This window comes from Micromonospora sp. BQ11, from assembly GCF_052068135.1.
GTDB lineage: Bacteria > Actinomycetota > Actinomycetes > Mycobacteriales > Micromonosporaceae > Micromonospora.
On the sequence record NZ_JBQHDB010000010.1, the window covers coordinates 50,158 to 70,431 of the forward strand.

The following is a 20,274-nucleotide window of genomic DNA, read 5'->3' on the forward strand; positions in this document are numbered from 1 at the left end:
GCCCACTCTTGATCGACTCGACGTCACTGACATCGCGGTGTCCGGGTGAGGTTTTCAGCCCGACGTCAGTGACATCGAGTGGATCACCGTTGGGCGGGGCCGGAAGCGGTCGCGCGTCATCGCTTTCAACGACTATCATCGCCACATGGCGATTGGTTGTACCACCGGCCTGGCCCCGGCCGTGGCGTTGTTCCGGTCCCTGGGCGACCCGACCCGGCTGGTCATCCTGCGTCGGCTCGCGGCGGGCGAGGCACGGGTGGTCGACCTGACCGGCGAGCTGGCCCTGGCGCAGTCGACGGTGTCGAAGCACCTCGCCTGCCTCCGGGACTGCGGCCTGGTCGACTTCCGCGTGGAGGGCCGCCAGTCCTTCTACGCCCTGGCCCGACCGGAACTGCTGGACCTGCTGCGGTCCGCGGAACAGGTGCTCGCCGCCACGGGTGACGCCGTCGCCCTGTGCCCGGTCTACGGCACGCCCGCCGAGGCCCCTGCGGAGGTGACGGCGTGAGCGCGTCCGTCCTGACCCCGGAGCGCCGGGCAGCGCTCTCCCGACGGAGCCTGTGGCTGGCCTACGCCACGGCCGGCTACAACCTGCTGGAGGGTCTGGTCGCCATCGCCGCCGGTGTGACGGCCTCGTCGACCGCGTTGATCGGTTTCGGCCTGGACTCCTTCGTGGAGGTGTCGAGCGCCGCCGTGCTCATCTGGCAGTTCCGGTCCCGCGTACCGGAGAGTCGGGAACGGCTGGCGCTGCGGCTCATCGGCGTGTCGTTCTTCGCCCTGGCCCTCTGGGTCACGGTCGACGCCGTCCGGTCCCTGCTGGCGGGCGGGGACGCCGACGCCAGTCCGGTCGGCATCGGCCTCGCCGTCGCGTCACTGATCGTGATGCCGCTGCTCGTACGGGCCAAGCGCCGTACCGGCCGGGAACTCCGCTCGGCCACGGTGCTGGCGGACTCGACGCAGACCCTGCTGTGCACCTACCTGTCCGCGGTGCTCCTCGTCGGTCTGGTCCTCAACGCCGTCTGGGGCTGGTCGTGGGCCGACCCGATCGCCGCGCTCGTCATCGCCGTGGTCGCGGTCAAGGAGGGGGTCGAAGCCTGGCGGGGCGAGCACTGCGACGACTGCACCCCCCTGCCGGTCGACGACCCGGACGGGGGTTGCGCCGACGGCTGCTGCACCGCCCGGGAGGCGTGACCACGCAGGCGTCCAGGACGGAGGTCGGGCCGCGGGTCAGTCCTGATGACGGCGGTGCGCCATACCCCCCTGGATCGCCTCCCAGACGCTCCGTCCGGCCTGCCGCAGCGTCTCGCCCGCCTGCTCGGCGAGCTGGGCGGCACTCGGCGCCGCGCCACCGGGCGAGGGCTGCTCGGACCGGCGTTCCTCGCCCTCGTCGGCGCCGCCCGTCGCCGGCCGGTCCCCTCCGGCCGCCTCCGGCCGGCGCTCCCGATCCTGGTCCGCCCTGGCCTGCCGCTCCCGGGCCCGAACCGCCTCGCCCTCCTCTCCCCCTCCACCGGAGCCACTGGCCAGACCCGGTCCGCGTGCCGACGGCCCGCGCGCGCCCGGGCCGCCCGCCGGAGCACCCGCACCACCCGACTCGGCACCCCCCTCGCGCCGGCCCTGGTCGGCGACCGCCCCGATCGCGCCCACCTGCTGGCCGAGCTCCTCCGTCGCACCACCGGCCTCCGGCTCGCGCGGCACGCGGAACTCCTCCTTGGGCCGGTCCGGCCGCTGGACCGTCCCCGAGATCTGCGCGTCCTTCGTGGCCATCTGGCGGGCCGCACGGTTCACGTCATCGACGGGGATGGCCAGGGCCTTGGCCAGGTCCCCGAGGATCTGCGGATTCCGGTCGACGGTGGCCATCGCCCGTTCGAGAATCCGGGCCACGTTCTCCAGCCGCACCTTGAGCAGCGCCTCAGCGTGCACCCCGGTGATGTCCAGCTCGACTCCCTCGAGGTGCAACCGCACGCCGGCGTCGATCTGGAGCAGGTTGGCCAACCGGGTCCGCAACGAGAGGTCGGCGTCCAACGCGTCGACCGCCAGCCGGAGCGAGTCGACGGAAATCTCCGGAACGTCGAGCAGGACGTCCGGCTCCGCTCCCGCCTCGCCCTGGGCCGCCCGTCCACCCGACCGCACCGCACCCCGCTGCTGTTCGTCGTCGCCCATGCTCTCCGCTCCGCCTCCGACCACCTGTCACGCGTGCGGCGCGCTTACCCGCTTTCCCTCGCACCATCCCGCACACCTGTCCGCAGGATGGTTACGCTCCGTGTCGGAGGGCGAACCAGCCGTCGACAATAGCGGTGCGCGCAGGTCGCACGGTCGGGCATCAGCCGGTATGGTCCGGGCCTATGGGACAGGAGATGGCCGAGCCGGCCGACGTCCGACAGGATCTCGAACGGTTCTCGCTACGCAGCACCCTCCTGGTCCCCACCACGCCCGAGGAGGCGTTCGGGGTCTTCACGCAGGCGATGACCGACTGGTGGGTCACCGAGTACACCTGGTCCGGTCCGGGTCTCCTGGCCGAGTTGGGAATGGAGCCCCGTCCCGGCGGCATGCTCTACGAGATCGGCCCGTACGGCTTCCGTTCCGACTGGGGTCGGGTGCTGACCTGGGATCCGCCCCGACGGCTGGTCTTCACCTGGCAGATCGGGGCCGACCGGGTGCCGGTCCCCGACCCGTCCCGGGCGAGCGAGGTCGAGGTGCTCTTCCACCTGGACGGCCCGCAACGCACGCGGGTCGAGGTGGAGCACCGCCACTTCGACCGGCACGGCCGGGCGGCGGAGGGTTACCGCCAGGCCCTGACCGCCGGCTGGCACGAACTGCTCTCCCGCTACGCCGCGACCGCCGTACGCGGCGCCGGCTGACCCACACCGACTGTCAGCGTTCGATGCCCTGACGCGGGTCGGTGCCGACCCGGGCACCGCCCAGGTCCGCCCGCCGGCCCGCCTCGGCCCCGGAACCGAAGCCGGAGCCGGCCAGCCGACGGGGCGCGGCGGTCCGCAGCCGGGGGTAGACCTCGGCGAGGCGCCGCTGCACGCGGTCCGACCGGTCGGCCAGCACCAGAGCCACCGAGGAGCCGCCCGAGTCGGCCGCCGCGTCCTCCTCGGCGGTCCGCAGCCGTACGGCCACGACCTGCGCGAAGCCGGCCAGCCAGGAGCGCCGGAAGGCGGCGGGATGCTCCTCGGGCGGCACCGGCACACCGGCCAGACCGTGCGCGGCCTGCACCAGCAGCGAGGTGAAGAGCAGATCGACCCGTTCCAGGTCGCTGGCGAAACCGAAGAGGTGCATCGCGAAGCCGTTGCCGCTGCGGCGCCGGACGCACCGGCAGCGCAGCGGGTCGGCGACGGCCGCGAGCAGGCCGGCCTTGTCCCGGGCGTACGGGGCGACGACCTCGACCACCCGGTCGCCGACCGGGTCGGTGGCCGGATCGCGGGCCGCCAGCAGGGCACGGTCCACGCCGTAACGGGCGATCAGCTCCGTCGCCTTGGCCGTGAAGGCGGCAGCCTCGGCCGGCGTGCAGGCCGGGTCCTCCGCCTGGGCCAGCAGCTTGCGCACCTTGCTCAGCATGGCCTCGGACATGTCCACAGGAGTACCACGCCCGGGCGTGGGCGTGCCGGCGACCCGGGGCCGCCGGTCAGTCGGTGCGGCTGCGCAGGGTGGCCACCGTCGAGCCGGCGAGGGTGAGCAGGCAGTCGGGCAGCAGCCCGTCCGCCGCCGCCGCCCCGAACAGCGCCGCGCCGGTGTCGTCGTCGGCGTTCGCGTACGCGCTGACGAAGCGGGCCACCCACCGGGCGTCGTACCCGGCCTCGTCGATGCCGGGAAAGTCCAGCGCGCACGGGCCGGGTGCGTCGACCTCCCCCACCATCGTCGCGGCGAGGCACCACGCCACCCCGTACGCTCCGGCGAGGCCCGACCGGTCGACGACCGCGTCGAACGTGCCGGTGACGCCGGCGCCGTCCCCGGCGAGCGCGGAGCGGAGCACGGCGGCCGCGTCGTCGAACGTCTGCTGTGGCGAGTCGGTCACCCACAGCACGGTAGGACCGTCGGTCAACACCAGAAATCCGTCACCCTCCGTGACTGCGAGGGTGGACCTGCGGATTGAGCGGCCTCCGTGGGTCCGCCGCCACCACCGGCACGCTAATCTGCGCAGCGGACCTTCGCCGGAGGAAGGACGACCATGTTCAAGACACGCGCCCCGCGGGCAGCCACCCTGGCCGCCTGCGCGACGTTCCTGCTCGCCACCAGCGCCTGCGGGACCGACGAGCCCGAAGAGGCCACCACCACCCAGGTGCGCCTCTACGGAACCGACGGCAACATGCTCAACTCGTACGCCGCGGACCTCAAGGAGCGCGCCAACCTGGTCGACGGCATGAAAGGCACCACCCCGCTGACGCAGTTGCCGGAGAGCTTCAAGGAGCGGCTACGGTCCGTCGATCCGACGCTGACCGACTACCTGTACTCCGCCGAGGCGTACGACGCGGTGGTCATCAGCGCGATCGCCGCCCAGCTCGCCGGCACCACCGACCCGGCCGCCGTCGCGAAGCAGATCGTCGGGGTCACCAACGGCGGTGAGCGCTGCGAGACGGCGGCGATCTGCCTGGCGCTGGCCCGCGAGGGCAAGGACGTGGAGTACCGCAGCGTCTCGCTGAACCGGGCGGGCTTCACCGACGCCGGTGAGCCGGCCACGGCCAGCTACGCCACCCTGCACTTCGACGGGCAGCAGCTCAACGACGGCAAGACCGAGTTCGTCGGTGCGGGCAGCGAGTCGACCGCGAGCACGAAGAAGCCGCCGAAGGCGAAGAAGCAGAGCGGCGACAAGGCCAGCCCCGACAGTGGTGCGCCGCTCGTCCTGGGCGGCCTGCTGCCGAAGACGGGTGACCTGGCCATCGCCAACCCGCCACTGTCCGCCGGCGCCGCGCTGGGGATGAAGGACGTCAACGCCGCCGGCGGTGTGCTCGGCGAGCCGGCGGTCTGGATCGACGGTGACGACGGCACCAGCGTGGCGGTCGCCAAGGCCACCGTGGCGCGGCACGTCGGCGCCGGCGTGCACGTCATCATCGGTGCCGGCGCGTCGGGCATCTCCCGCGAGGTGCTGCCCGACGTGGTGAAGGCGGGGCGGATCCTCTTCTCCCCGTCCAACACCGACGCCAGCCTGACCGAGCTGGACGACAAGGGCCTGTACTTCCGTACCTCGCCGCCGGACAGCCTCCAGGGTCGGGCGCTGGCCGACGTGATCCTCCGGGACGGTCCGCAGAAGATCGCGATCGTGGCGCGCGACGACTCGTACGGCAAGGGCCTCCAGGAGACGGTGCGGGCCGAGCTGGAGCAGGCCGGCATGGGGTCGGACCGGGTGAAGCTGCTGAGCTACGTCCCGCCGAAGGACGCCCAGGCCAACCCGGTCGACTTCGCCGGCGGCGCCCGGGACATCAAGGAGTTCGGGGCCGACGCCGTACTCATCATCGGCTTCGGTGAGTCGGCCGCGGTGATCCGTGGTCTGGCCGACGTGGGCGTGCAGTTCCGGCAGTGACCGACACGGCGTGAACGGCGACGGCCGCCCCGGGCAACCGGTGCGGCCGTCGCCGTCTCCGGGTCAGCGGGAGCGTCGCCGGTCGAGGAACTCCGTCATCCGCCGGTGCTTCTCCTCGTCCTCGAAGAGCACCGCCTGACTGACCAGGTCGAGGTGGGGGTGGGCGGCGGCCGGCGCGTCGACCGCCAGCTTGGTCAGCCGCAGCGCCAGCGCGGAACCCTTGGCCATCTCGTCCAGCAGCCCGTGCGCCGTGGGCAGGAGCTCCCCCGGCTCGGCCACCACCCGGTTCACCAGGCCGATCCGCAGCGCCTCCGCCGCGTCCACCCGCCGCCCGGTGAACAGCAGTTCCTTGGCCCGCGCCTCGCCGATCAGCGCCGGCAGGCGGTGGGTCGCGCCGGCACCGGCCAGGATGCCCAGCCGCACCTCCGGCTGCCCGAACACCGCGCGGTCCGTGCAGACCCGCAGGTCGCAGGCGTACGCCAGCTCGGCGCCTCCGCCCAGCGCCGGGCCGTCGACGGCCGCGACCGTCGGCATCGGAAGTGCCCGGATCCGGGCGAAGGCCGCCGAGTTGATGGCGGCGAGGGCGTCCAGCCGGCCACGCTCCCGCAACTGCCCGATGTCCGCACCGCCGGCGAAGATGCCCTCGGTGCCGCCGGTGAGCAGCAGCAGGCGCGGCCGGGCCTCCAGTTCGGCGCAGACCTCGTGCAGCGCGCCGATCAGGTCGGCGTCGATGGCGTTGCGCTTCTCCGGCCGGTCCAGGGTGACGACCAGCCGGTCGGGGCGCTCCTCGATCCGCAGCCCACTCACCGGTCACCCCCGAGCAGCCCGGCCAGATCGGCCGCGCCGGCCCGTTTCCCGTCCACCCATCGGTAGAAGCCCTGCCCGGACTTCCGGCCCAGCCGTCCCGCCGTCACCATCGCCTCCAGCAGCGGCGGCGGTGCGAACCGGTCCCCGTACGCGGCCTGGAGGGTGCGGGCGATGTCCAGCCGTACGTCCAGCCCGACGAGGTCGGTCAGCTCCAGCGGACCGACCGGGTGCCGGTAGCCGAGCACCATCGCCTTGTCGATGTCGGCCGGGTCGGCCACCCCGTCGGCGACCATCCGGATGGCCTCCAGGCCGAGGGTCACGCCGAGCCGGGAGGTGGCGAAGCCGGGCATGTCGCGTACGACCACGGGGTCCTTGCCCAGCCGACCGGCGAGGGCGACGGCCGCCGTGGTGGTCTCCTCGGCGGTGGCCGGGCCGACCACGACCTCCAGCAGGGCCATCGCCCACACCGGGTTGAAGAAGTGCAGCCCGAGGAAGCGCTCCGGCCGGGCCAGCCCGTCGGCCAGCTCGCCGATGGGGATGCTGGAGGTGTTGCTGCCCAGCAGGGCGGGGCGCAGGGCCTCGGCGTCGCGGAGCACCGCACGCTTGAGGTCCAGCCGCTCCGGTACGGCCTCGATGGCGACGGCGGGTTCCGGAGCGACCTCGGTGAGGGCGGCGCGCAGCGTCACCCGGGCCCGGTTCGCGGCGGCCTCGTCGGCGGTGAGCTTGCCCCGCCCGACCGCGCGGTCCCACAGCTCGCCGAGGCGCGCGAGGGCGGCTGCCCCCCGGTCCCGGTCCACCTCGACCAGTTCCACGTCGTGGCCGGCGCCCGCCGCCACGTACGCGATGCCGAGCCCCATCGTGCCGGCTCCGACCACGACACAGCGCTCGCTCATGCCGGCTCCTCGCTCCGTGAGGAGCCGGCATGAGGCACCGACGCGCTGCACCCGATGATTCGCTCGCTCCGCTCGCTCATGACGCCTCCCCGGTCCTCTCGGCGGCACCACGGGGATCACCCGCGCCCCTCCGCCCGCTCGTGCGGCCACGTCGGTCACGCTCGGCGCGCCGACGCTCGCTCCACTCGGTCATGGGGGGACCCTATGCAGCGGCGGACCGGGCGGCATGCGTGGGGGCGGACCGGACCGGGTACAACGCCGATCAACCGAGGGAAGGACGAGCCGACATGAGCCAGGCACCGGAGACGGCGCACAGCACGGACGCGGGGGAGACCGTGGAGACCCGTGGTGAGGAGCGCGTGGACCTGCTGCGCGCCGACACCAACAACGACGGTCAGACCGACGTCTGGGTGGTCGACACGGACGGCGACGGCAAGGCCGACCTCTTCCAGTTCGACACCGACCACGACGGCAAGGTGGACATCACGATGGTCGACCTCGACGAGGACGGCACCCCCGACGCGGTGGTCGACGGCGACGGCGGCCTGCCCCCGCAGCAGCTCCCCCCGACCGTCCAGGTCTGAGGTGTAAGGAAGGGCCCCCGCTTAACGCCTCGTGCATAGCAGGGGGCCCTTCTTAACGCAGCCGCAGGGTCGCCAGGTAGTAGGGGGCGTCCTGGTCGTCCACGTCGGTCAGTCGCCAGGGGCTGCCGTGCACCAGTTCGGCCAGCTCCTCCGGCGAGCAGACCAGGTAGTCGAACCACTCGGTGCCCAGCTCCCGGTAGCGCAGGCGGAGGCGGAGCTGCCCGCCGAGGCGACCACGCCGGCGGTTGTGCTCGTGGTAGCCGGTGTGCAGCGGGTCCCGGGTCCCGTACGGGTCGGTGCCGTGGGCGATGACCTGGGCGCCGGGTCGGGCCAACGCGGCGAGCGCGCTCAGGAACCCCGGTGCCCGCTCCCGGCCCTCGATCAGGCCGAGGTTGTTGCCGAGCAGCAGGAACGTGTCGTACCGGCGACCCTCGGCCGCGTGGTCGTCGACGGTGCCGAGGACCAGGTCGCGTACGCCCCGACGCCGGCACACGTCGAGGGCGCCGGGCGAGGTGTCCAGCCCGGTCACCGGTACGCCGCGTTCCTGGAGCAGCAGGGCGATCCGCCCCGCGCCGACGCCCACGTCCAGCGTGGCCCCGCGTACGCGGTCCACCGCCCGGTGGTCGTGCGGCTGCCAGTCCGCCGGCCCGTCCAGGTAGTGCGCGGCCGGCGCACCGTTGATCAGGCCGTCGTCGCGTTCGATGACCTCGATGACGGGCCGGGGCAGGCGTCCGCCGGCCAGTGGTCGTGGGCCGACGCCGGTGGCCACGGCGAGCGCGTCCCGCAGCAGTTCGCCGAAGACGTCACCGATCCGTGGTTCCCCCGTCACGGGGTTCACGCTATCGCTCCGCCCGGCGGGTCGCAGCCGCCGTATCCTTGCCGCGTGACGACGCTGGACCGCCTGTCGGCGGAGAAGTACATCCTGCTCACGACCTTCCGCAAGGACGGTCGTGCGGTGCCGACCCCGGTGTGGGCGGTACGCGACGGCGACGGGCTGGCGGTCTGGACGGTGTCCGACTCCGGCAAGGTGAAGCGGATCCGGCGCAGCGGGGACGTCACCGTCGCGCCGTGCGACGTCCGGGGCCGACCGCACGGCCCGGCCGTTCCGGCGCACGCCACCCTGTACGACGCTTCGGGCACCCGCCGGGTGCGTGATTTGCTGAAGAAGAAGTACCGGCTGCTGGGGCGGCTGAGTCTGCTCGGTAGCCGGCTGCGTCGGGGCGAGAGCGGCACGGTGGGCATCCGGATCACCGTGCCGGAGTGACCGGCCCCCGGGGAATCCGGGTCCGGTCACGCCGAAGGGCGGCGGACCCTCGGTCCACCGCCCTTCGCACAGCTCGTCCGGTTGGCTCCCGGCCGGTCAGTCTCCCTGGCGCTGCTGGGGGATCTGCCCCTGCAGCAGGGCCCTGACCTCCGACTCCCGGTACCGACGGTGTCCGCCCAGGGTGCGGATGGCGCTGAGCTTGCCAGCCTTGGCCCACCGGGTCACCGTCTTCGGGTCGACACGGAACATCGACGCCACCTCGGCCGGCGTGAGTAGCGGCTCTGGTTCGTGCGTTCGCGATGCCATCGGTCACTCCTCCACATGTATAGACATCGGCCGGGGTCCCGCCGGTCGACGCGTCTCCCATGGTCCGGCTAGTCCCCGATGTCCGACATGGGCCGAACGGCCGAACGTCCCTAGACGGACGGATGAACCATGCCCGAATTATGCGACTTTTACACGGAAGAAAGTACCTTATTCGGACTCATGATCACGGTTCGTGATGCGTTAACTACGAGGTGCCCTCGCTTTGGGAGCGCTTCCCGCGTAATTTGCCCTAGTTGCACCGCTCCAGCAACTGCACCGCACGCCAACGGGCCACCAGCTTGTCGTACGCCGCCGAAGCCTCCTCGGCTTCGCCGCGCGACAGACCGGCGAGGCCCGTCGCGACCAGTTCCGGCGAGTCGTCCGCCGCCAGCGTCTCGTCGGAGAGCAGGTCCACCAGGCCGCCGTAGTCGAGCTCCACGACCGAGCGCGGATGGAACTCCTCCAGCCACCGGGCCGCCTCCTCGACCGCCTCGGTGATCGGCGCCTCGCCGACCGACTTGCGCAGCACCGAGAGCGCCCGGGACGAGCGGCGGCGGGCCTTGGAGATCTCCGTGCGGTAGCGCAGCGCCCGGCGGGCGGGCAGGGTGACGTGGTGCCGCTCCTCGGCGTCGAAGAGCACGAACCACCGCAGGGGTACGCCCCAGGTGGCGATCTGCTCGTGCACCCGGGGAACGCCGTGCTCCAGCACCCGGGCGCCGCTGCGCCAGTCCTCCACCACAGCCTTGGCCTGACCGGCGAGCACCGGCGGGACGAAGGCGTCGGCCAGCACGGGCGGCACCCCGTCGCGCGCGTTCAACGCCGCCTCCGCCACCCGGATGCGCAGGTTCCACGGGCAGACCAGCAGGGTGTCGTCGGCCTCCAGGACGTACGCCTCGTCCGGCAGGTCGGGCAGCCGCGTCCAACCGGCGCCGAGTGCGGCGATCACCGAGGTCCGCTGCCGGCCCGGCCCCTCACCGGGGGCCACGGCCCGCCCCTGTTCGACATAGCGCCGCCAGTACGACTGGCGGTCCCGGTCGAAGGCGGTCAGCGGCTCGTACACCCGCAGATACGAAGCGAAAAGCGACGGCACGGCGCGATCCTCCCACGAATTGGAACCGGCCCGTCACCGGCGCCGCGGTCGCGCGTGCCGCGATCCCCCAGCCAGGACGGCCGGGGCCGCCCTCGGCGGCACGGTCACGCCCGCCGTGGGCCGGCCGGACGCCATCGGCCGATACTAGGCTCAGCGACACCGGCACCATCCCGCCGGCAGTCACAGGTCCGCGTCCCACAAGGAAGCAACCCCGCACCCCACACCAGGAGCGAGTCATGGGCGTATTCGCCAGCACCGTCGACCAGGAATCGAGCGGTCACGAACAGGTCGTGTTCTGCCAGGACAAGCAGACCGGCCTGAAGGCGATCATCGGCATCTACTCCACCGCGCTCGGCCCCGCGCTCGGCGGTACCCGGTTCTACCCGTACGCGAGCGAGGACGCCGCCCTCGCCGACGTGCTCAACCTGTCGCGCGGCATGGCGTACAAGAACGCCCTGGCCGGCCTGGACCTCGGTGGAGGCAAGGCGGTCATCTGGGGTGACCCCGAGCAGATGAAGAGCGAGGCGCTGCTCCGCGCGTACGGACGCTTCGTGGAGTCGCTCGGTGGGCGCTACTACACCGCCTGCGACGTCGGCACCTACGTCGCCGACATGGACGTGGTCGCCCGCGAGACGCGGTACGTCACCGGGCGCAGCGTGGAGCACGGCGGCGCCGGCGACTCCTCCATCCTCACCGCCTGGGGTGTCTTCCAGGGCATGCGCGCCGCCGCCGAGCACGCCTGGGGCGCGCCGACGCTGCACGGGAAGAGGGTCGGCGTGGCCGGCCTGGGCAAGGTCGGCAAGTACCTCGTCGCCCACCTGCTGGACGACGGCGCCGAGGTGGTCGCGACCGACGTCAACCCGAACGCCCTGAAGTGGGCCCGCGCCACCCACCCGCAGGTCACGCTCGTCGACGACGCGGCCGCGCTCGTCGCCGCCGACATCGACGTGTACGCGCCCTGCGCCCTGGGTGGTGCCCTCGACGACGACACGGTGTCGACGCTGCGGGCGAAGGTCGTCGCCGGCGCGGCGAACAACCAGCTGGCGCACCCGGGCATCGAGAAGATCCTCGCGGACCGGGGCATCCTGTACGCCCCCGACTACGTCGTGAACGCCGGTGGGGTGATCCAGGTGGCCGACGAGATCGAGGGCTTCAACTTCGACCGGGCCAAGCTGCGCGCCACCAGGATCTTCGACACCACCCGGGAGATCCTCCGCCTGGCCGACGCCGAGGGCGTCCCGCCGGCGGTGGCGGCGGACCGGCTCGCCGAGCGGCGGATGGCCGACGTCGGCCGGCTGCGCACGATCCACCTGCCGTGAGTGTCACCGGGGGCGGAGCGGACTTTCCGCCCCCGGGAACACCGCCGGGGCGGCCACACCGTTAAGCTGGACATGAGGCCAGTTTGAGGGCGTTTGTCCGGTGTCACGGCCGCTCCCGGCTTCACTCCTTACCGGGTACAATTTGTGACGGCCGGATCACCGCGACGCGCGGAGCCGGTCGACGGTAACCCGAGGTGCCGAACGGCGGCATCCCCATGTACCGTAAGAGCCACGAGAGATGCCTGACGTCATCGGGGCCCGCCTTCGGGCTGCCCCGCATTCTGTGCGAGGGGGTCGAGCCATGGGGCGCGGCCGTGCTAAGGCCAAGCAGACGAAGGTGGCCCGGGAGTTGAAGTACCACTCCCCGAACACCGACCTCACCGCCTTGCAGCGCGAACTGGCAGGTGCTGGTAAGTCTGAGCACAACTTCGACGACGACTACAAAGAGTATGTCGACGACGATGATGAGGATCACGCGGACGAGGACCCGGATCAGTGGGTCCGCCCAACTCGTTGACCTCCCGTCGCAGCTGAGCACGCGGTAACACCGCGTGCTCACGCGTGTGCCCGTCGGGGGCGGCAGCAGACCGACGATCGGGGACCTTGCCGTACCGGACATCCGTCCGGCGTAGCGGAAGGTCCCTGATCCCGGCCACCTTCAGCGCGGTCGGTTGTTCCAGTTGTAGAACGTCGGGATGTTCTCGAAGTGGTTCCAGGCGCAGACCGCGCTCGCGCCGTCGCCGCCCGCCACCTCCGCCCGGAGTCTGCGCGCGGCCTCGGCCTCGGCCAGCAGCGCGGTCAGGCCCGACGCGGCGTTCCGCACCCGGTCGGCGACCTCATCCGATGCGGCACCCGTTCCGCGCTCAGGCTGCCGGTGACTCGTGGTCTCGCGCATGCTCCAACACTCCCTCCAGTAGGCGGATCTTGCTGTTGCGGCAGTGCTCGGTCTCCGTACCGTCGAAACGCCCCAACTCGAAGTAACGGTTGGCGGCGTGACCGCCGCCACAGAAGCCGAAGTAGGGGCAGCTCGCACGGCACGCTTCCACGCCGGTGAGGAACTCGCCGACCCATGGGGTGCGCTCCGCACCCTGGAGGATCTGCCCCAGCGGGGTGGTCAGCACGTTGCCGCTGCTGAAGTCGCCGTAACGGACATCGGTGAAGCCGGCCAGCTCGGGCGAGAGCACGGTCACCGAACCGTCGTGCCCGACCGTCGGGATCGGGTCCAGCTGGCGGGGCAGCAGACCGTCCGCCGTGCCGTCGAGCACCGCTGCCGCGTACCGCAGGGACCACTCGACCTCCCGCAGGTGGATCGACGGCGCCCGGCGCCATGCCGCCACCAGCTCGGCCCAGAACGCCGTCACCGTGGCCGCGTCCCAGGTGTTGTCGCGCGTGTTGACGCCCTCGGTCTCCTCGATGTTGACCCCGAGGACATCGCAGCCCAGGTCGAGGAAGTACTCGTACAGCTCGGTGGCCAGGCCGGGCTCCGGGCGGGCCACCACCGCGAGCGCCGAGAACGGCAACCCGTGCCGCCGCAGCGCCGCGACGCCGCGCACGATCCGGTCGTACGCCGGCCGGCCGGCCCGGGTGACCCGGTCGCCGTTGCGCTCCCGCGGCCCGTCCACGCTCACACTGACGCGCATCCCGTGCTCGACGAAGAAGGCGCACCACTCGTCGTCGATCAACGTGGCGTTGGTCTGGACGTGGTGCTCCACCTCCGGCCCGAACGGCGCGAGCAGGGCGGCCAGGTGCGCCCGGCCGGCGGCCAGGGGCTCCCCGCCGTGCCACACCACCGAGAACCGCCCCGCGACCGCCCACGGGTTGACCGAGGCCGCGACCGCCTCCGCCACCGCCACCGTCATGCGTCGGTCCGAAGCCCGGAACGGCAGATAGCAGTACGCACAGTCGAGGTTGCAGAGGGTCGTCGGCTGCATCACGACGTACGACGGAACCGCGGCCAGGCCGCGCATCCCGCTGGTCGAACGTCCCCGGGCAGCCATCGCCCTCCCGCCGTCGCCTGAAGGTCCGCCGGCACCTGGAGGTGCACGGCGGGGTTGAGGGTGCCCTTCAGGCTAGGCGGCATTGGCCACTCGGGTGAACCCCTGATCAAGTGCCCGGACGATCACCGGAGCGTGATCATCCTCGGGTGTGCTGCCCGATCATCTGCACGTTCCCGGAACCCTCGATGATCTCGCCGACCTGCCAGGCCTCGACGCCGCGGCCGGTCAGCGTGGCCAGCGCACGGTCGGCGTCCTCGGACGACACGATGGCGAACATGCCGACGCCCATGTTGAAGGTCGCCTCCATCTCCGGGTCCTCGATCCGGCCCTTGGACTGGATCAGGTCGAAGACCGGCTGCGGCTTCCAGGTGGAACGGTTGACCACCGCGTCGACGTGCTCCGGCAGGACCCGCACCAGGTTGCCGGGGATGCCACCGCCGGTCACGTGGGCCAGCGCCCGCACCTCGGCCTCGGCGATCAGCTTGAGGCAGTCCTGCGCGTAGATCTTGGTGGGGGTCAGCAGCTCCTCACCGAGCGTCCGCTGCCGGCCAAAATCGTCGATCACGACGTCCAGCCGCATCCGGCCCGCACCGAGCAGCACGTGCCGGACCAGCGAGTAGCCGTTGGAGTGCAGACCCGACGAGCGCATCGCGATCACCACGTCGCCCACCTCGACCCGCTCCGGGCTGAGGATGTCGCTCTCCTCCACCACGCCGACGCCGGTCGCGGAGATGTCGTACTCGTCCGGGCGCAGCACACCGGGGTGCTCGGCGGTCTCGCCGCCCAGCAGGGCACAACCCGCGTACCGGCAGCCGTCGGCGATGCCGGCGCCGATCTCGGCGACCTTGTCCGGCACGACCTCACCGGTGGCGATGTAGTCCAGCAGGAACAGCGGCTCCGCACCGCAGGCGACCAGGTCGTCGACGACCATGGCGACCAGGTCGATGCCGACCGTGTCGTGGATGTCCATCTGCTGCGCGATCACCAGCTTGGTGCCCACGCCGTCGGTGGAGGAGGCCAGGATCGGATTCTTGTACTTCTTCGTGTCCAGTCGGAACAGGCCGGCGAAGCCACCCAGGTCGCCCATCACCTCGGGCCGCCGGGTCTGCTTCACCTTCGACTTGAGCAGCTCCACCGCACGGTCGCCCGCCTCGATCGACACGCCGGCGTCCGCGTACGAGACCGAGCGTTTGCGGGCCGGGCGGCCGGCACCGGCCGTCCACGGCTGGCGGTCGCCGCCAGCGCCGGTCGGGCTGCTTCCTGCGCCGCTGCGCTCGGACACGTGCGTCACGTTTCTCCCCTTTGTGTTTCTGGCGCCGACGGGGTGGCCGGCGGCGCCCGTGGTGCTACGGGCGGTGGGTGGTGCCGCCGCCCGGAGTGGCGACGAGCGGAGGGGTGTGCTGCTCCGACGGGGCCGCGGCGACCCGCCGGCCGACGCCTTCGAGCACGTGCTTGCCGATCAGGTTCCCCGACGGCAGGTCGATCGGGTACTCGCCGTCGAAACAGGCCCGGCACAGCCGCGTCTTCGGCTGCTCGGTGGCGGCGACGAGGCCGGGCAGGGAGACGTACCCCAGGGTGTCGGCACCGATGGAACGCCGGATGCCCTCGTTGTCCAGCCCGTTGGCCAGCAGCTCGGCCCGGGTGGCGAAGTCGATGCCGTAGAAGCACGGCCAGTTGACCGGTGGCGAGGAGATGCGGACGTGCACCTCCAGCGCGCCGGCCTCACGCAGCATCCGCACGATCGCCCGCTGGGTGTTGCCGCGCACGATCGAGTCGTCGACCACGACCAGCCGCTTGCCCCGGACGTTCTCCCGCAGCGGGTTCAGCTTGAGCCGGATGCCGAGCTGGCGCAGCGTCTGCGACGGCTGGATGAAGGTGCGGCCCACGTACGGGTTCTTCATCAGGCCCTGGCCGTAGGTGATGCCGGACTCCTCGGCGTACCCGATGGCGGCCGGGGTGCCCGACTCCGGCACCGGGATCACCAGGTCGGCCTCGACCGGGTGCTCCTTGGCGAGCTGGCGGCCGATCTGCACCCGCGCGGAGTGCACGTTGCGCCCGGCGATGGTGGCGTCCGGGCGCGCGATGTAGACGTACTCGAAGAGACAGCCCTTCGGCTCCGGTGCGGCGAACCGCGTGGAGCGCAGGCCGTCCTCGTCGATGGCGATCAGCTCGCCCGGCTCCACCTCACGGACCACGCTCGCGCCGACGATGTCCAGCGCGGCGGTCTCGCTGGCCACCACCCAGCCCCGCTCCAGCCGCCCCAGCACCAGCGGGCGTACGCCGTGCGGGTCGCGGGCGGCGTAGAGCGTCGTCTCGTCCATGAAGACGAAGCTGAACGCGCCCCGCAGCTGGGGCAGCACCTCCAGCGCCGCGGCCTCCACCGACAGGTCCGGCCTGCTCGCCAGCAGCATCGTGACCAGCGAGGTGTCGTTGGTCGCGCCGTCGGCGACCAGGCCCCGCTCGGCGACCTCCTTCTGGAGGTCGGTGGTGTTGACCAGATTGCCGTTGTGGGCCAGCGCGATCGTGGTGCCGGAGGTGGTGGACCGGATGGTCGGCTGGGCGTTCTCCCAGGTCGAACCACCGGTGGTGGAGTAGCGGGCGTGCCCGATCGCCACGTGGCCGCGCAGGCTGGCCAGGGTCGGCTCGTCGAAGACCTGGGCGACCAGACCGAGGTCCTTGTAGACCACCACCCCGGAGCCGTCGCTGACCGCGATGCCGGCCGCCTCCTGCCCCCGGTGCTGCAACGCGTACAGCCCGAAGTAGGTCAGATTGGCGACCTCTTCACCCGGCGCCCAGACGCCGAAGACGCCACAGGCGTCCTGGGGACCGGGTCGTTGGGGATCAAGGTCGTGGCTCAGCCGGCCATCGCCTCGGGGCACGTGCCGCTCCCTCATGCTGGTCTGGACCGGCCTGGCGGAGTCACGGGGGCGGATCCGCACGGCAGCCGGGACCACTGTCGTCGCCTGACAGTGTACGCGAACCGATGTCAACACATAAAGTCACGCACTCGCTGCTATGCGTCGCTGGTCGATGGGTGTCCGCCCAGCTCCAGAGGGAGGTACGCGGAGAGATCCGCCCGATTTCCACTCACCCGTACGCGACCCTGAGTGACGGCTTCCGCCCAGTCGAGCCGCCCGACCGCCAACCTCAACCAGGTCTCCGGATCCGTCTCGACCACGTTCGGCGGCGTGCCACGGGTGTGTCGAGGACCCGGAACGCATTGAACTGCACCGTAAGGTGGGACACGCACCTCCACCGATCGGCCGGGGGCGCGCTCCGCGAGGGCGGTCAACAGGGCACGTACCGCATCCCGGAAGACCGGCCGCTCGGGCGTACGCCCCTCATCGAGCGCTGACAACGCCGCCGCGACTGTGGCGGACTTAACGTGCGGAGAGGACACGACGGGACGATACGACCTGCGCGGAGCGCGGCGCGCGCTGGCCCTGGGTCGCGCTGATCCGGTCAGACAAGGCATAGTTGCCGACGGCGTATTCGTACCGTGATGATCCCCGGCCCGGCGCCGCCGGCCGCCAGGGGGACCAAGTCCGGAAGGCGGTGGACGTGTCAACACACCGACGTGCCTGGAAGCAGCGGGCGGGTGTGGTCGTGGCGCTGGTCTTCGGCGCCCTGCTCACCGTCCCCGCCACTCCGGCGATGGCCGCCGATGTCTCGGTGTCGCCGAAGTCCGCCACCGTTCAGGCGGGTAACGAGACGTCGGTCACCGTCTCGCTCAAGGCCGTGAACAACGAGACGACCGCCACCATCAATCTCGACGGACTTCCCCAGGGAGTCACGTGCGCCGGGTGTGGGACGGTGCCTCTCCTGCCCGGGGGGCAGACCACTCCGCACAAGATCCGCCTGCAGGCGGCGGGTAACGCTCCGGGCGTCGACCGGCAGAACGTGACCGTCGCGGCCGGTGAGGGGGACACCGACAGCTTCGACCTGACGGTCCGGGCCGCGGCCGCGCCACCGCCGTCGACCCCGCCGACGCAGGAGCAGACGCAGACGGTCCGGTCGGTCTCCGGCAAGGTCGTCAACCAGGACGGCGCGGCCGTGCCGAACGCCTACGTCGCCCTCAAGGACTCCGCCGGCCGGCAGCTGGACGCCATCAGCGACGGCAGCGGCAACTTCCGGTTCACCGGCACCAGCGAGAAGCCGATCGCTCCGGGACGCATCGACATCGGCGCGAGTTTCGACAGCGTCACCGTGACGAAGAACCTCAACGCCTCCGCCGGCCAGTCGATCACCGGCCAGCGCCTCACGCTCAACCTCAAGACCGAGGCGACCCCGAGCCCGACCCCGTCGGCGAGCGAGTCGGCCGCGCCGACCGAGGAGACGACCGACGAACCGACCGACGAGGCGAGCGAGACCGCCGCGGGCGCGCCGACCGCCGCCAGCGACGAGGACTCCGGCGGGATGGGATCCCTGCTGATCATCCTGCTGGGTGGCCTGCTCGTCGCCGCCGGTGTCGGCACCATCGTGCTGCTCTGGATGCGGCGCCGGGACAGCGGCGACGACGACGCCCCCGTGGGTGCCGCCGCCGCGGCGGGTGCCGTGCCGGCCGCCCGTGGCGCGTACCGGGGCGCGGACGACCACACCCGCGTGGTGAGTGGTGTCGGACCCGACCCGACGATGGTGGGCGGTGCCGCGCTCAGCGAGGCACCGACCATGATGCACCGCCCGGTGGTCGACGACGTGCCGCCGGACCCGTACGGCGCTCCCCCGCAGCCGTACGGCGCTGTCGGCGGTCAGGGCGGCTGGGCCGGCAACGGCTACGGCGACGAGCCCGCCGGCGCGGGCGGCTACGGCGCGGCCGGCGCGTACGGCAACGCCCCGTCCTCCGGCGGCGGCTACGGCAACGCGGCCCCGGCCGGCGGCTACGGCGTCGCGCCCGCCTCGGGTGGCGGCTACGGCAACGCCCCGGCGTCCGGTGGCGGCTACGGCGGCAACGACTACGCCGCCCCGGCCGCCCCGGCCGGCTATCCCCCGGCCCCCGGTGGCGCCGCTCCCGGCTACGGCGAGCGTTACGACGAGCCGACCGGCCGCTACACCGGCGACGCCACGCAGTACCCGGCTGCCGCCGACCCCTACGCGACCGGCATGTACCAGCCGGAGCCGGGCTACGGCGATCCCGAGCCGGCACCGTACGGCCAGGGCGGCGCCGAGCCGACCGGTGGCTACGGCCAGGCCGGCGGGTACGACGACCGGGGCGGGTACGACCAGGGCGGCTACGGATCCGGCGGCGGCTACGGCCAGGCCGGCGGCTACGGCCAGGAACCGCCCGCCCCGTCCGGGGGGTACGTCCAGGAGCCGCCGGCCCAGCACGGCGCGGGCTACGGCCAGGAACCGCCCGCCCCGCGCGGCGGCTACGACGACCACGCCGGCTACGACCAGGGCGGCTACGGATCCGGCGGCGGCTACGGCCAAGCCGGCGGCTACGGCCAGGAACCGGCCGCCCCGCACGGTGGGTACGACGACCGCGCCGGCTACGACCAGCCCGGGTACGGCGGAGCGCCCTACGGCGATCCGGCGCAGACCGGTCGCGCTCGACCCGACGGGCCGCCGGCCCCGGAGCGGGGCGGCCGTCGGCTGGACTGGCTCGACGACTGATCCTCGGGCCGGGTCCTCGCGACCGACCGGCATGACGACAACGACGAAGGGCCGCCCGGATCCGGGCGGCCCTTCGTCGTACCGGCGGTGCCGACCGGAGCCGGACGAGGTCCCGCGCGGACGGATCGTTCAGGCGGCGGAGAAGACGCCGCTCCGCAGCAGCGGCACCACGTCGGACGCGTCGGCCTCGACGGCGATCTCGACGTCCTCGGCGAAGCCGCCCTCGATGAGTTCCCGGCCGGACACGCTGCCGCGTACGGCCGCCGGCACGTCGGGGATGCTGGCCAGGGCGGCGAGCGCCGTCGCGGCCTCGACGGAGAGGCCACCGGGTACACCGGAGAGGGCGTCGAGCACGCTCGCCGCCCCGAGCTGATCCTCCACACTGGGCCGCAGTGAGCCGTCCGGCCAACGCTCCCCGGAGGCCACCACCCCGACCGGGGCGTCCGTCGAGCCGTACCCCTGGCGGCGCAGCCACCGCCCGACGGCGCCGGCGTTGCGCAGGCAGGCCGCGACCACCGGAATCCCAGTGGCGCTGGCGGCGGCGCTGATGGCCGAGCCGTTCGGCGAGGGAAGCACCAGGTCGGTGACGAACGGCGCGGCGACCAGCGCCGCCGGCGAGAGCGACCACGGCCGCTCGGGGCTGGTCTGACGGCGGCCGACGGCGGCCACCGCGCCGACCCGCACGGCGTAGTCGTCGGCCTGCTCACCCCAGGGGAAGGGGTGTACGCGGATGCCCCGCCCGACGGCGACCTCCACGGCGGTGGTGAACGAGAGCACGTCCACCACCACCAGGGCGGCGCAGACCCGGCCGAGCTCGGCCGCCCCCGCCAGCCCCCAGTCGAAACGAGCGCCGGAACCGGGTTGGGCGTGGACGGCCGCGGCCAAT

The 20,274-nt window shown here is 72.6% G+C and carries 23 protein-coding genes; 9 read left to right on the forward strand and 14 right to left on the reverse strand.

Translation table 11 applies throughout. The annotated features are described in order from the left end of the window. The first annotated feature begins 145 nt into the window (after positions 1 to 145). Positions 146 to 505 (forward strand): ArsR/SmtB family transcription factor, encoded by a 360-nt coding sequence (locus ACTMSW_RS20995; protein ID WP_441182341.1) that lies wholly within the window; start codon positions 146 to 148, stop codon positions 503 to 505. Next, positions 502 to 1,188, forward strand: coding sequence for a cation diffusion facilitator family transporter (locus ACTMSW_RS21000; protein WP_441182342.1), 687 nt, complete (start codon positions 502 to 504; stop codon positions 1,186 to 1,188). The genes ACTMSW_RS20995 and ACTMSW_RS21000 overlap by 4 nt, the downstream gene beginning before the upstream one ends. A gap of 36 nt (positions 1,189 to 1,224) precedes the next feature. Here ACTMSW_RS21000 and ACTMSW_RS21005 read toward each other — a convergent pair whose 3' ends face one another. Beyond that, positions 1,225 to 2,157, reverse strand: a complete 933-nt coding sequence (locus ACTMSW_RS21005; protein ID WP_441182343.1) for a hypothetical protein — start codon at positions 2,155 to 2,157, stop codon at positions 1,225 to 1,227. Positions 2,158 to 2,339: 182 nt separating this feature from the next. On the opposite strand from ACTMSW_RS21005, the gene ACTMSW_RS21010 reads away from it, so the two are divergent. Continuing rightward, complete coding sequence (locus ACTMSW_RS21010; protein ID WP_441182345.1) at positions 2,340 to 2,855, forward strand: SRPBCC family protein; 516 nt, start codon at positions 2,340 to 2,342, stop codon at positions 2,853 to 2,855. A gap of 13 nt (positions 2,856 to 2,868) precedes the next feature. Here ACTMSW_RS21010 and ACTMSW_RS21015 read toward each other — a convergent pair whose 3' ends face one another. Together ACTMSW_RS21015 and ACTMSW_RS21020 are read right to left on the reverse strand one after the other, a co-directional pair. Then, the gene (locus ACTMSW_RS21015) at positions 2,869 to 3,570 is read right to left on the reverse strand and encodes a DUF2786 domain-containing protein (protein ID WP_441182346.1); all 702 of its coding nucleotides are present in this window, start codon (positions 3,568 to 3,570) and stop codon (positions 2,869 to 2,871) included. A gap of 55 nt (positions 3,571 to 3,625) precedes the next feature. After that, complete coding sequence (locus tag ACTMSW_RS21020; RefSeq protein ID WP_441182347.1) at positions 3,626 to 4,015, reverse strand: hypothetical protein; 390 nt, start codon at positions 4,013 to 4,015, stop codon at positions 3,626 to 3,628. 153 nt (positions 4,016 to 4,168) lie between these two features. Here ACTMSW_RS21020 and ACTMSW_RS21025 point away from each other — a divergent pair, with 153 nt between their 5' ends. Continuing rightward, entirely contained in the window at positions 4,169 to 5,518 is a 1,350-nt protein-coding gene (locus tag ACTMSW_RS21025; protein ID WP_441182348.1) for an ABC transporter substrate-binding protein, read from the forward strand. A gap of 63 nt (positions 5,519 to 5,581) precedes the next feature. On the opposite strand, the gene ACTMSW_RS21030 is transcribed toward ACTMSW_RS21025, so the two are convergent. Together ACTMSW_RS21030 and ACTMSW_RS21035 are read right to left on the reverse strand one after the other, a co-directional pair. After that, a complete protein-coding gene (locus ACTMSW_RS21030) occupies positions 5,582 to 6,325 on the reverse strand; it encodes an enoyl-CoA hydratase/isomerase family protein (RefSeq protein ID WP_441182349.1) in 744 nt (247 codons plus the stop codon). Then, positions 6,322 to 7,218: a 3-hydroxyacyl-CoA dehydrogenase family protein gene (locus tag ACTMSW_RS21035; protein ID WP_441182350.1), complete on the reverse strand. Its 897-nt coding sequence runs from the start codon at positions 7,216 to 7,218 to the stop codon at positions 6,322 to 6,324. The genes ACTMSW_RS21030 and ACTMSW_RS21035 overlap by 4 nt, the downstream gene beginning before the upstream one ends. A 287-nt stretch (positions 7,219 to 7,505) precedes the next feature. On the opposite strand from ACTMSW_RS21035, the gene ACTMSW_RS21040 reads away from it, so the two are divergent. Beyond that, positions 7,506 to 7,802: a hypothetical protein gene (locus ACTMSW_RS21040; RefSeq protein WP_441182351.1), complete on the forward strand. Its 297-nt coding sequence runs from the start codon at positions 7,506 to 7,508 to the stop codon at positions 7,800 to 7,802. A gap of 52 nt (positions 7,803 to 7,854) precedes the next feature. Here ACTMSW_RS21040 and ACTMSW_RS21045 read toward each other — a convergent pair whose 3' ends face one another. Further along, the gene (locus ACTMSW_RS21045) at positions 7,855 to 8,631 is read right to left on the reverse strand and encodes a class I SAM-dependent methyltransferase (protein ID WP_441182352.1); all 777 of its coding nucleotides are present in this window, start codon (positions 8,629 to 8,631) and stop codon (positions 7,855 to 7,857) included. 54 nt (positions 8,632 to 8,685) lie between these two features. On the opposite strand from ACTMSW_RS21045, the gene ACTMSW_RS21050 reads away from it, so the two are divergent. Continuing rightward, a complete protein-coding gene (locus ACTMSW_RS21050; protein ID WP_441182353.1) occupies positions 8,686 to 9,066 on the forward strand; it encodes a PPOX class F420-dependent oxidoreductase in 381 nt (126 codons plus the stop codon). A gap of 96 nt (positions 9,067 to 9,162) precedes the next feature. Here the strand turns inward: ACTMSW_RS21050 and ACTMSW_RS21055 are convergent, their stop codons facing one another. Next, the gene (locus tag ACTMSW_RS21055) at positions 9,163 to 9,372 is read right to left on the reverse strand and encodes a BldC family transcriptional regulator (RefSeq protein ID WP_007073996.1); all 210 of its coding nucleotides are present in this window, start codon (positions 9,370 to 9,372) and stop codon (positions 9,163 to 9,165) included. A 250-nt stretch (positions 9,373 to 9,622) separates the two neighbouring features. Then, on the reverse strand, positions 9,623 to 10,462 hold the full coding sequence (locus tag ACTMSW_RS21060; protein ID WP_441182354.1) for a hypothetical protein: 840 nt from the start codon (positions 10,460 to 10,462) through the stop codon (positions 9,623 to 9,625). A gap of 236 nt (positions 10,463 to 10,698) precedes the next feature. Between ACTMSW_RS21060 and ACTMSW_RS21065 the strand changes: the two genes are divergently transcribed. After that, positions 10,699 to 11,781 (forward strand): Glu/Leu/Phe/Val family dehydrogenase, encoded by a 1,083-nt coding sequence (locus tag ACTMSW_RS21065; protein WP_441182355.1) that lies wholly within the window; start codon positions 10,699 to 10,701, stop codon positions 11,779 to 11,781. A 301-nt stretch (positions 11,782 to 12,082) separates the two neighbouring features. Further along, the gene (locus ACTMSW_RS21070; RefSeq protein ID WP_441182356.1) at positions 12,083 to 12,298 is read left to right on the forward strand and encodes a DUF3073 domain-containing protein; all 216 of its coding nucleotides are present in this window, start codon (positions 12,083 to 12,085) and stop codon (positions 12,296 to 12,298) included. Positions 12,299 to 12,439: 141 nt separating this feature from the next. Here the strand turns inward: ACTMSW_RS21070 and amcA are convergent, their stop codons facing one another. The 5 genes from amcA to ACTMSW_RS21095 all read right to left on the reverse strand — a co-directional run bounded on the left by amcA (position 12,440) and on the right by ACTMSW_RS21095 (position 17,178). Then, the gene (gene amcA / locus ACTMSW_RS21075) at positions 12,440 to 12,676 is read right to left on the reverse strand and encodes a multiple cyclophane-containing RiPP AmcA (protein ID WP_441182358.1); all 237 of its coding nucleotides are present in this window, start codon (positions 12,674 to 12,676) and stop codon (positions 12,440 to 12,442) included. Then, positions 12,645 to 13,748 (reverse strand): cyclophane-forming radical SAM peptide maturase AmcB, encoded by a 1,104-nt coding sequence (gene amcB / locus ACTMSW_RS21080; protein ID WP_441182563.1) that lies wholly within the window; start codon positions 13,746 to 13,748, stop codon positions 12,645 to 12,647. Before amcB ends, amcA begins: the two co-directional genes overlap by 32 nt. Positions 13,749 to 13,914: 166 nt before the next feature. Beyond that, positions 13,915 to 15,069: a phosphoribosylformylglycinamidine cyclo-ligase gene (gene purM / locus ACTMSW_RS21085; RefSeq protein ID WP_441182359.1), complete on the reverse strand. Its 1,155-nt coding sequence runs from the start codon at positions 15,067 to 15,069 to the stop codon at positions 13,915 to 13,917. A 55-nt stretch (positions 15,070 to 15,124) separates the two neighbouring features. Continuing rightward, a complete protein-coding gene (purF, locus tag ACTMSW_RS21090) occupies positions 15,125 to 16,657 on the reverse strand; it encodes an amidophosphoribosyltransferase (RefSeq protein WP_441182361.1) in 1,533 nt (510 codons plus the stop codon). 134 nt (positions 16,658 to 16,791) lie between these two features. Next, on the reverse strand, positions 16,792 to 17,178 hold the full coding sequence (locus tag ACTMSW_RS21095; RefSeq protein WP_441182362.1) for a sterol carrier family protein: 387 nt from the start codon (positions 17,176 to 17,178) through the stop codon (positions 16,792 to 16,794). A 161-nt stretch (positions 17,179 to 17,339) separates the two neighbouring features. Between ACTMSW_RS21095 and ACTMSW_RS21100 the strand changes: the two genes are divergently transcribed. Further along, positions 17,340 to 19,388: a carboxypeptidase-like regulatory domain-containing protein gene (locus ACTMSW_RS21100; protein ID WP_441182363.1), complete on the forward strand. Its 2,049-nt coding sequence runs from the start codon at positions 17,340 to 17,342 to the stop codon at positions 19,386 to 19,388. Between the two features lie 129 nt (positions 19,389 to 19,517). Here ACTMSW_RS21100 and ACTMSW_RS21105 read toward each other — a convergent pair whose 3' ends face one another. Then, positions 19,518 to 20,273, reverse strand: a complete 756-nt coding sequence (locus tag ACTMSW_RS21105; RefSeq protein WP_441182364.1) for a 2-phosphosulfolactate phosphatase — start codon at positions 20,271 to 20,273, stop codon at positions 19,518 to 19,520. Between the last annotated feature and the right edge of the window lies 1 nt (position 20,274).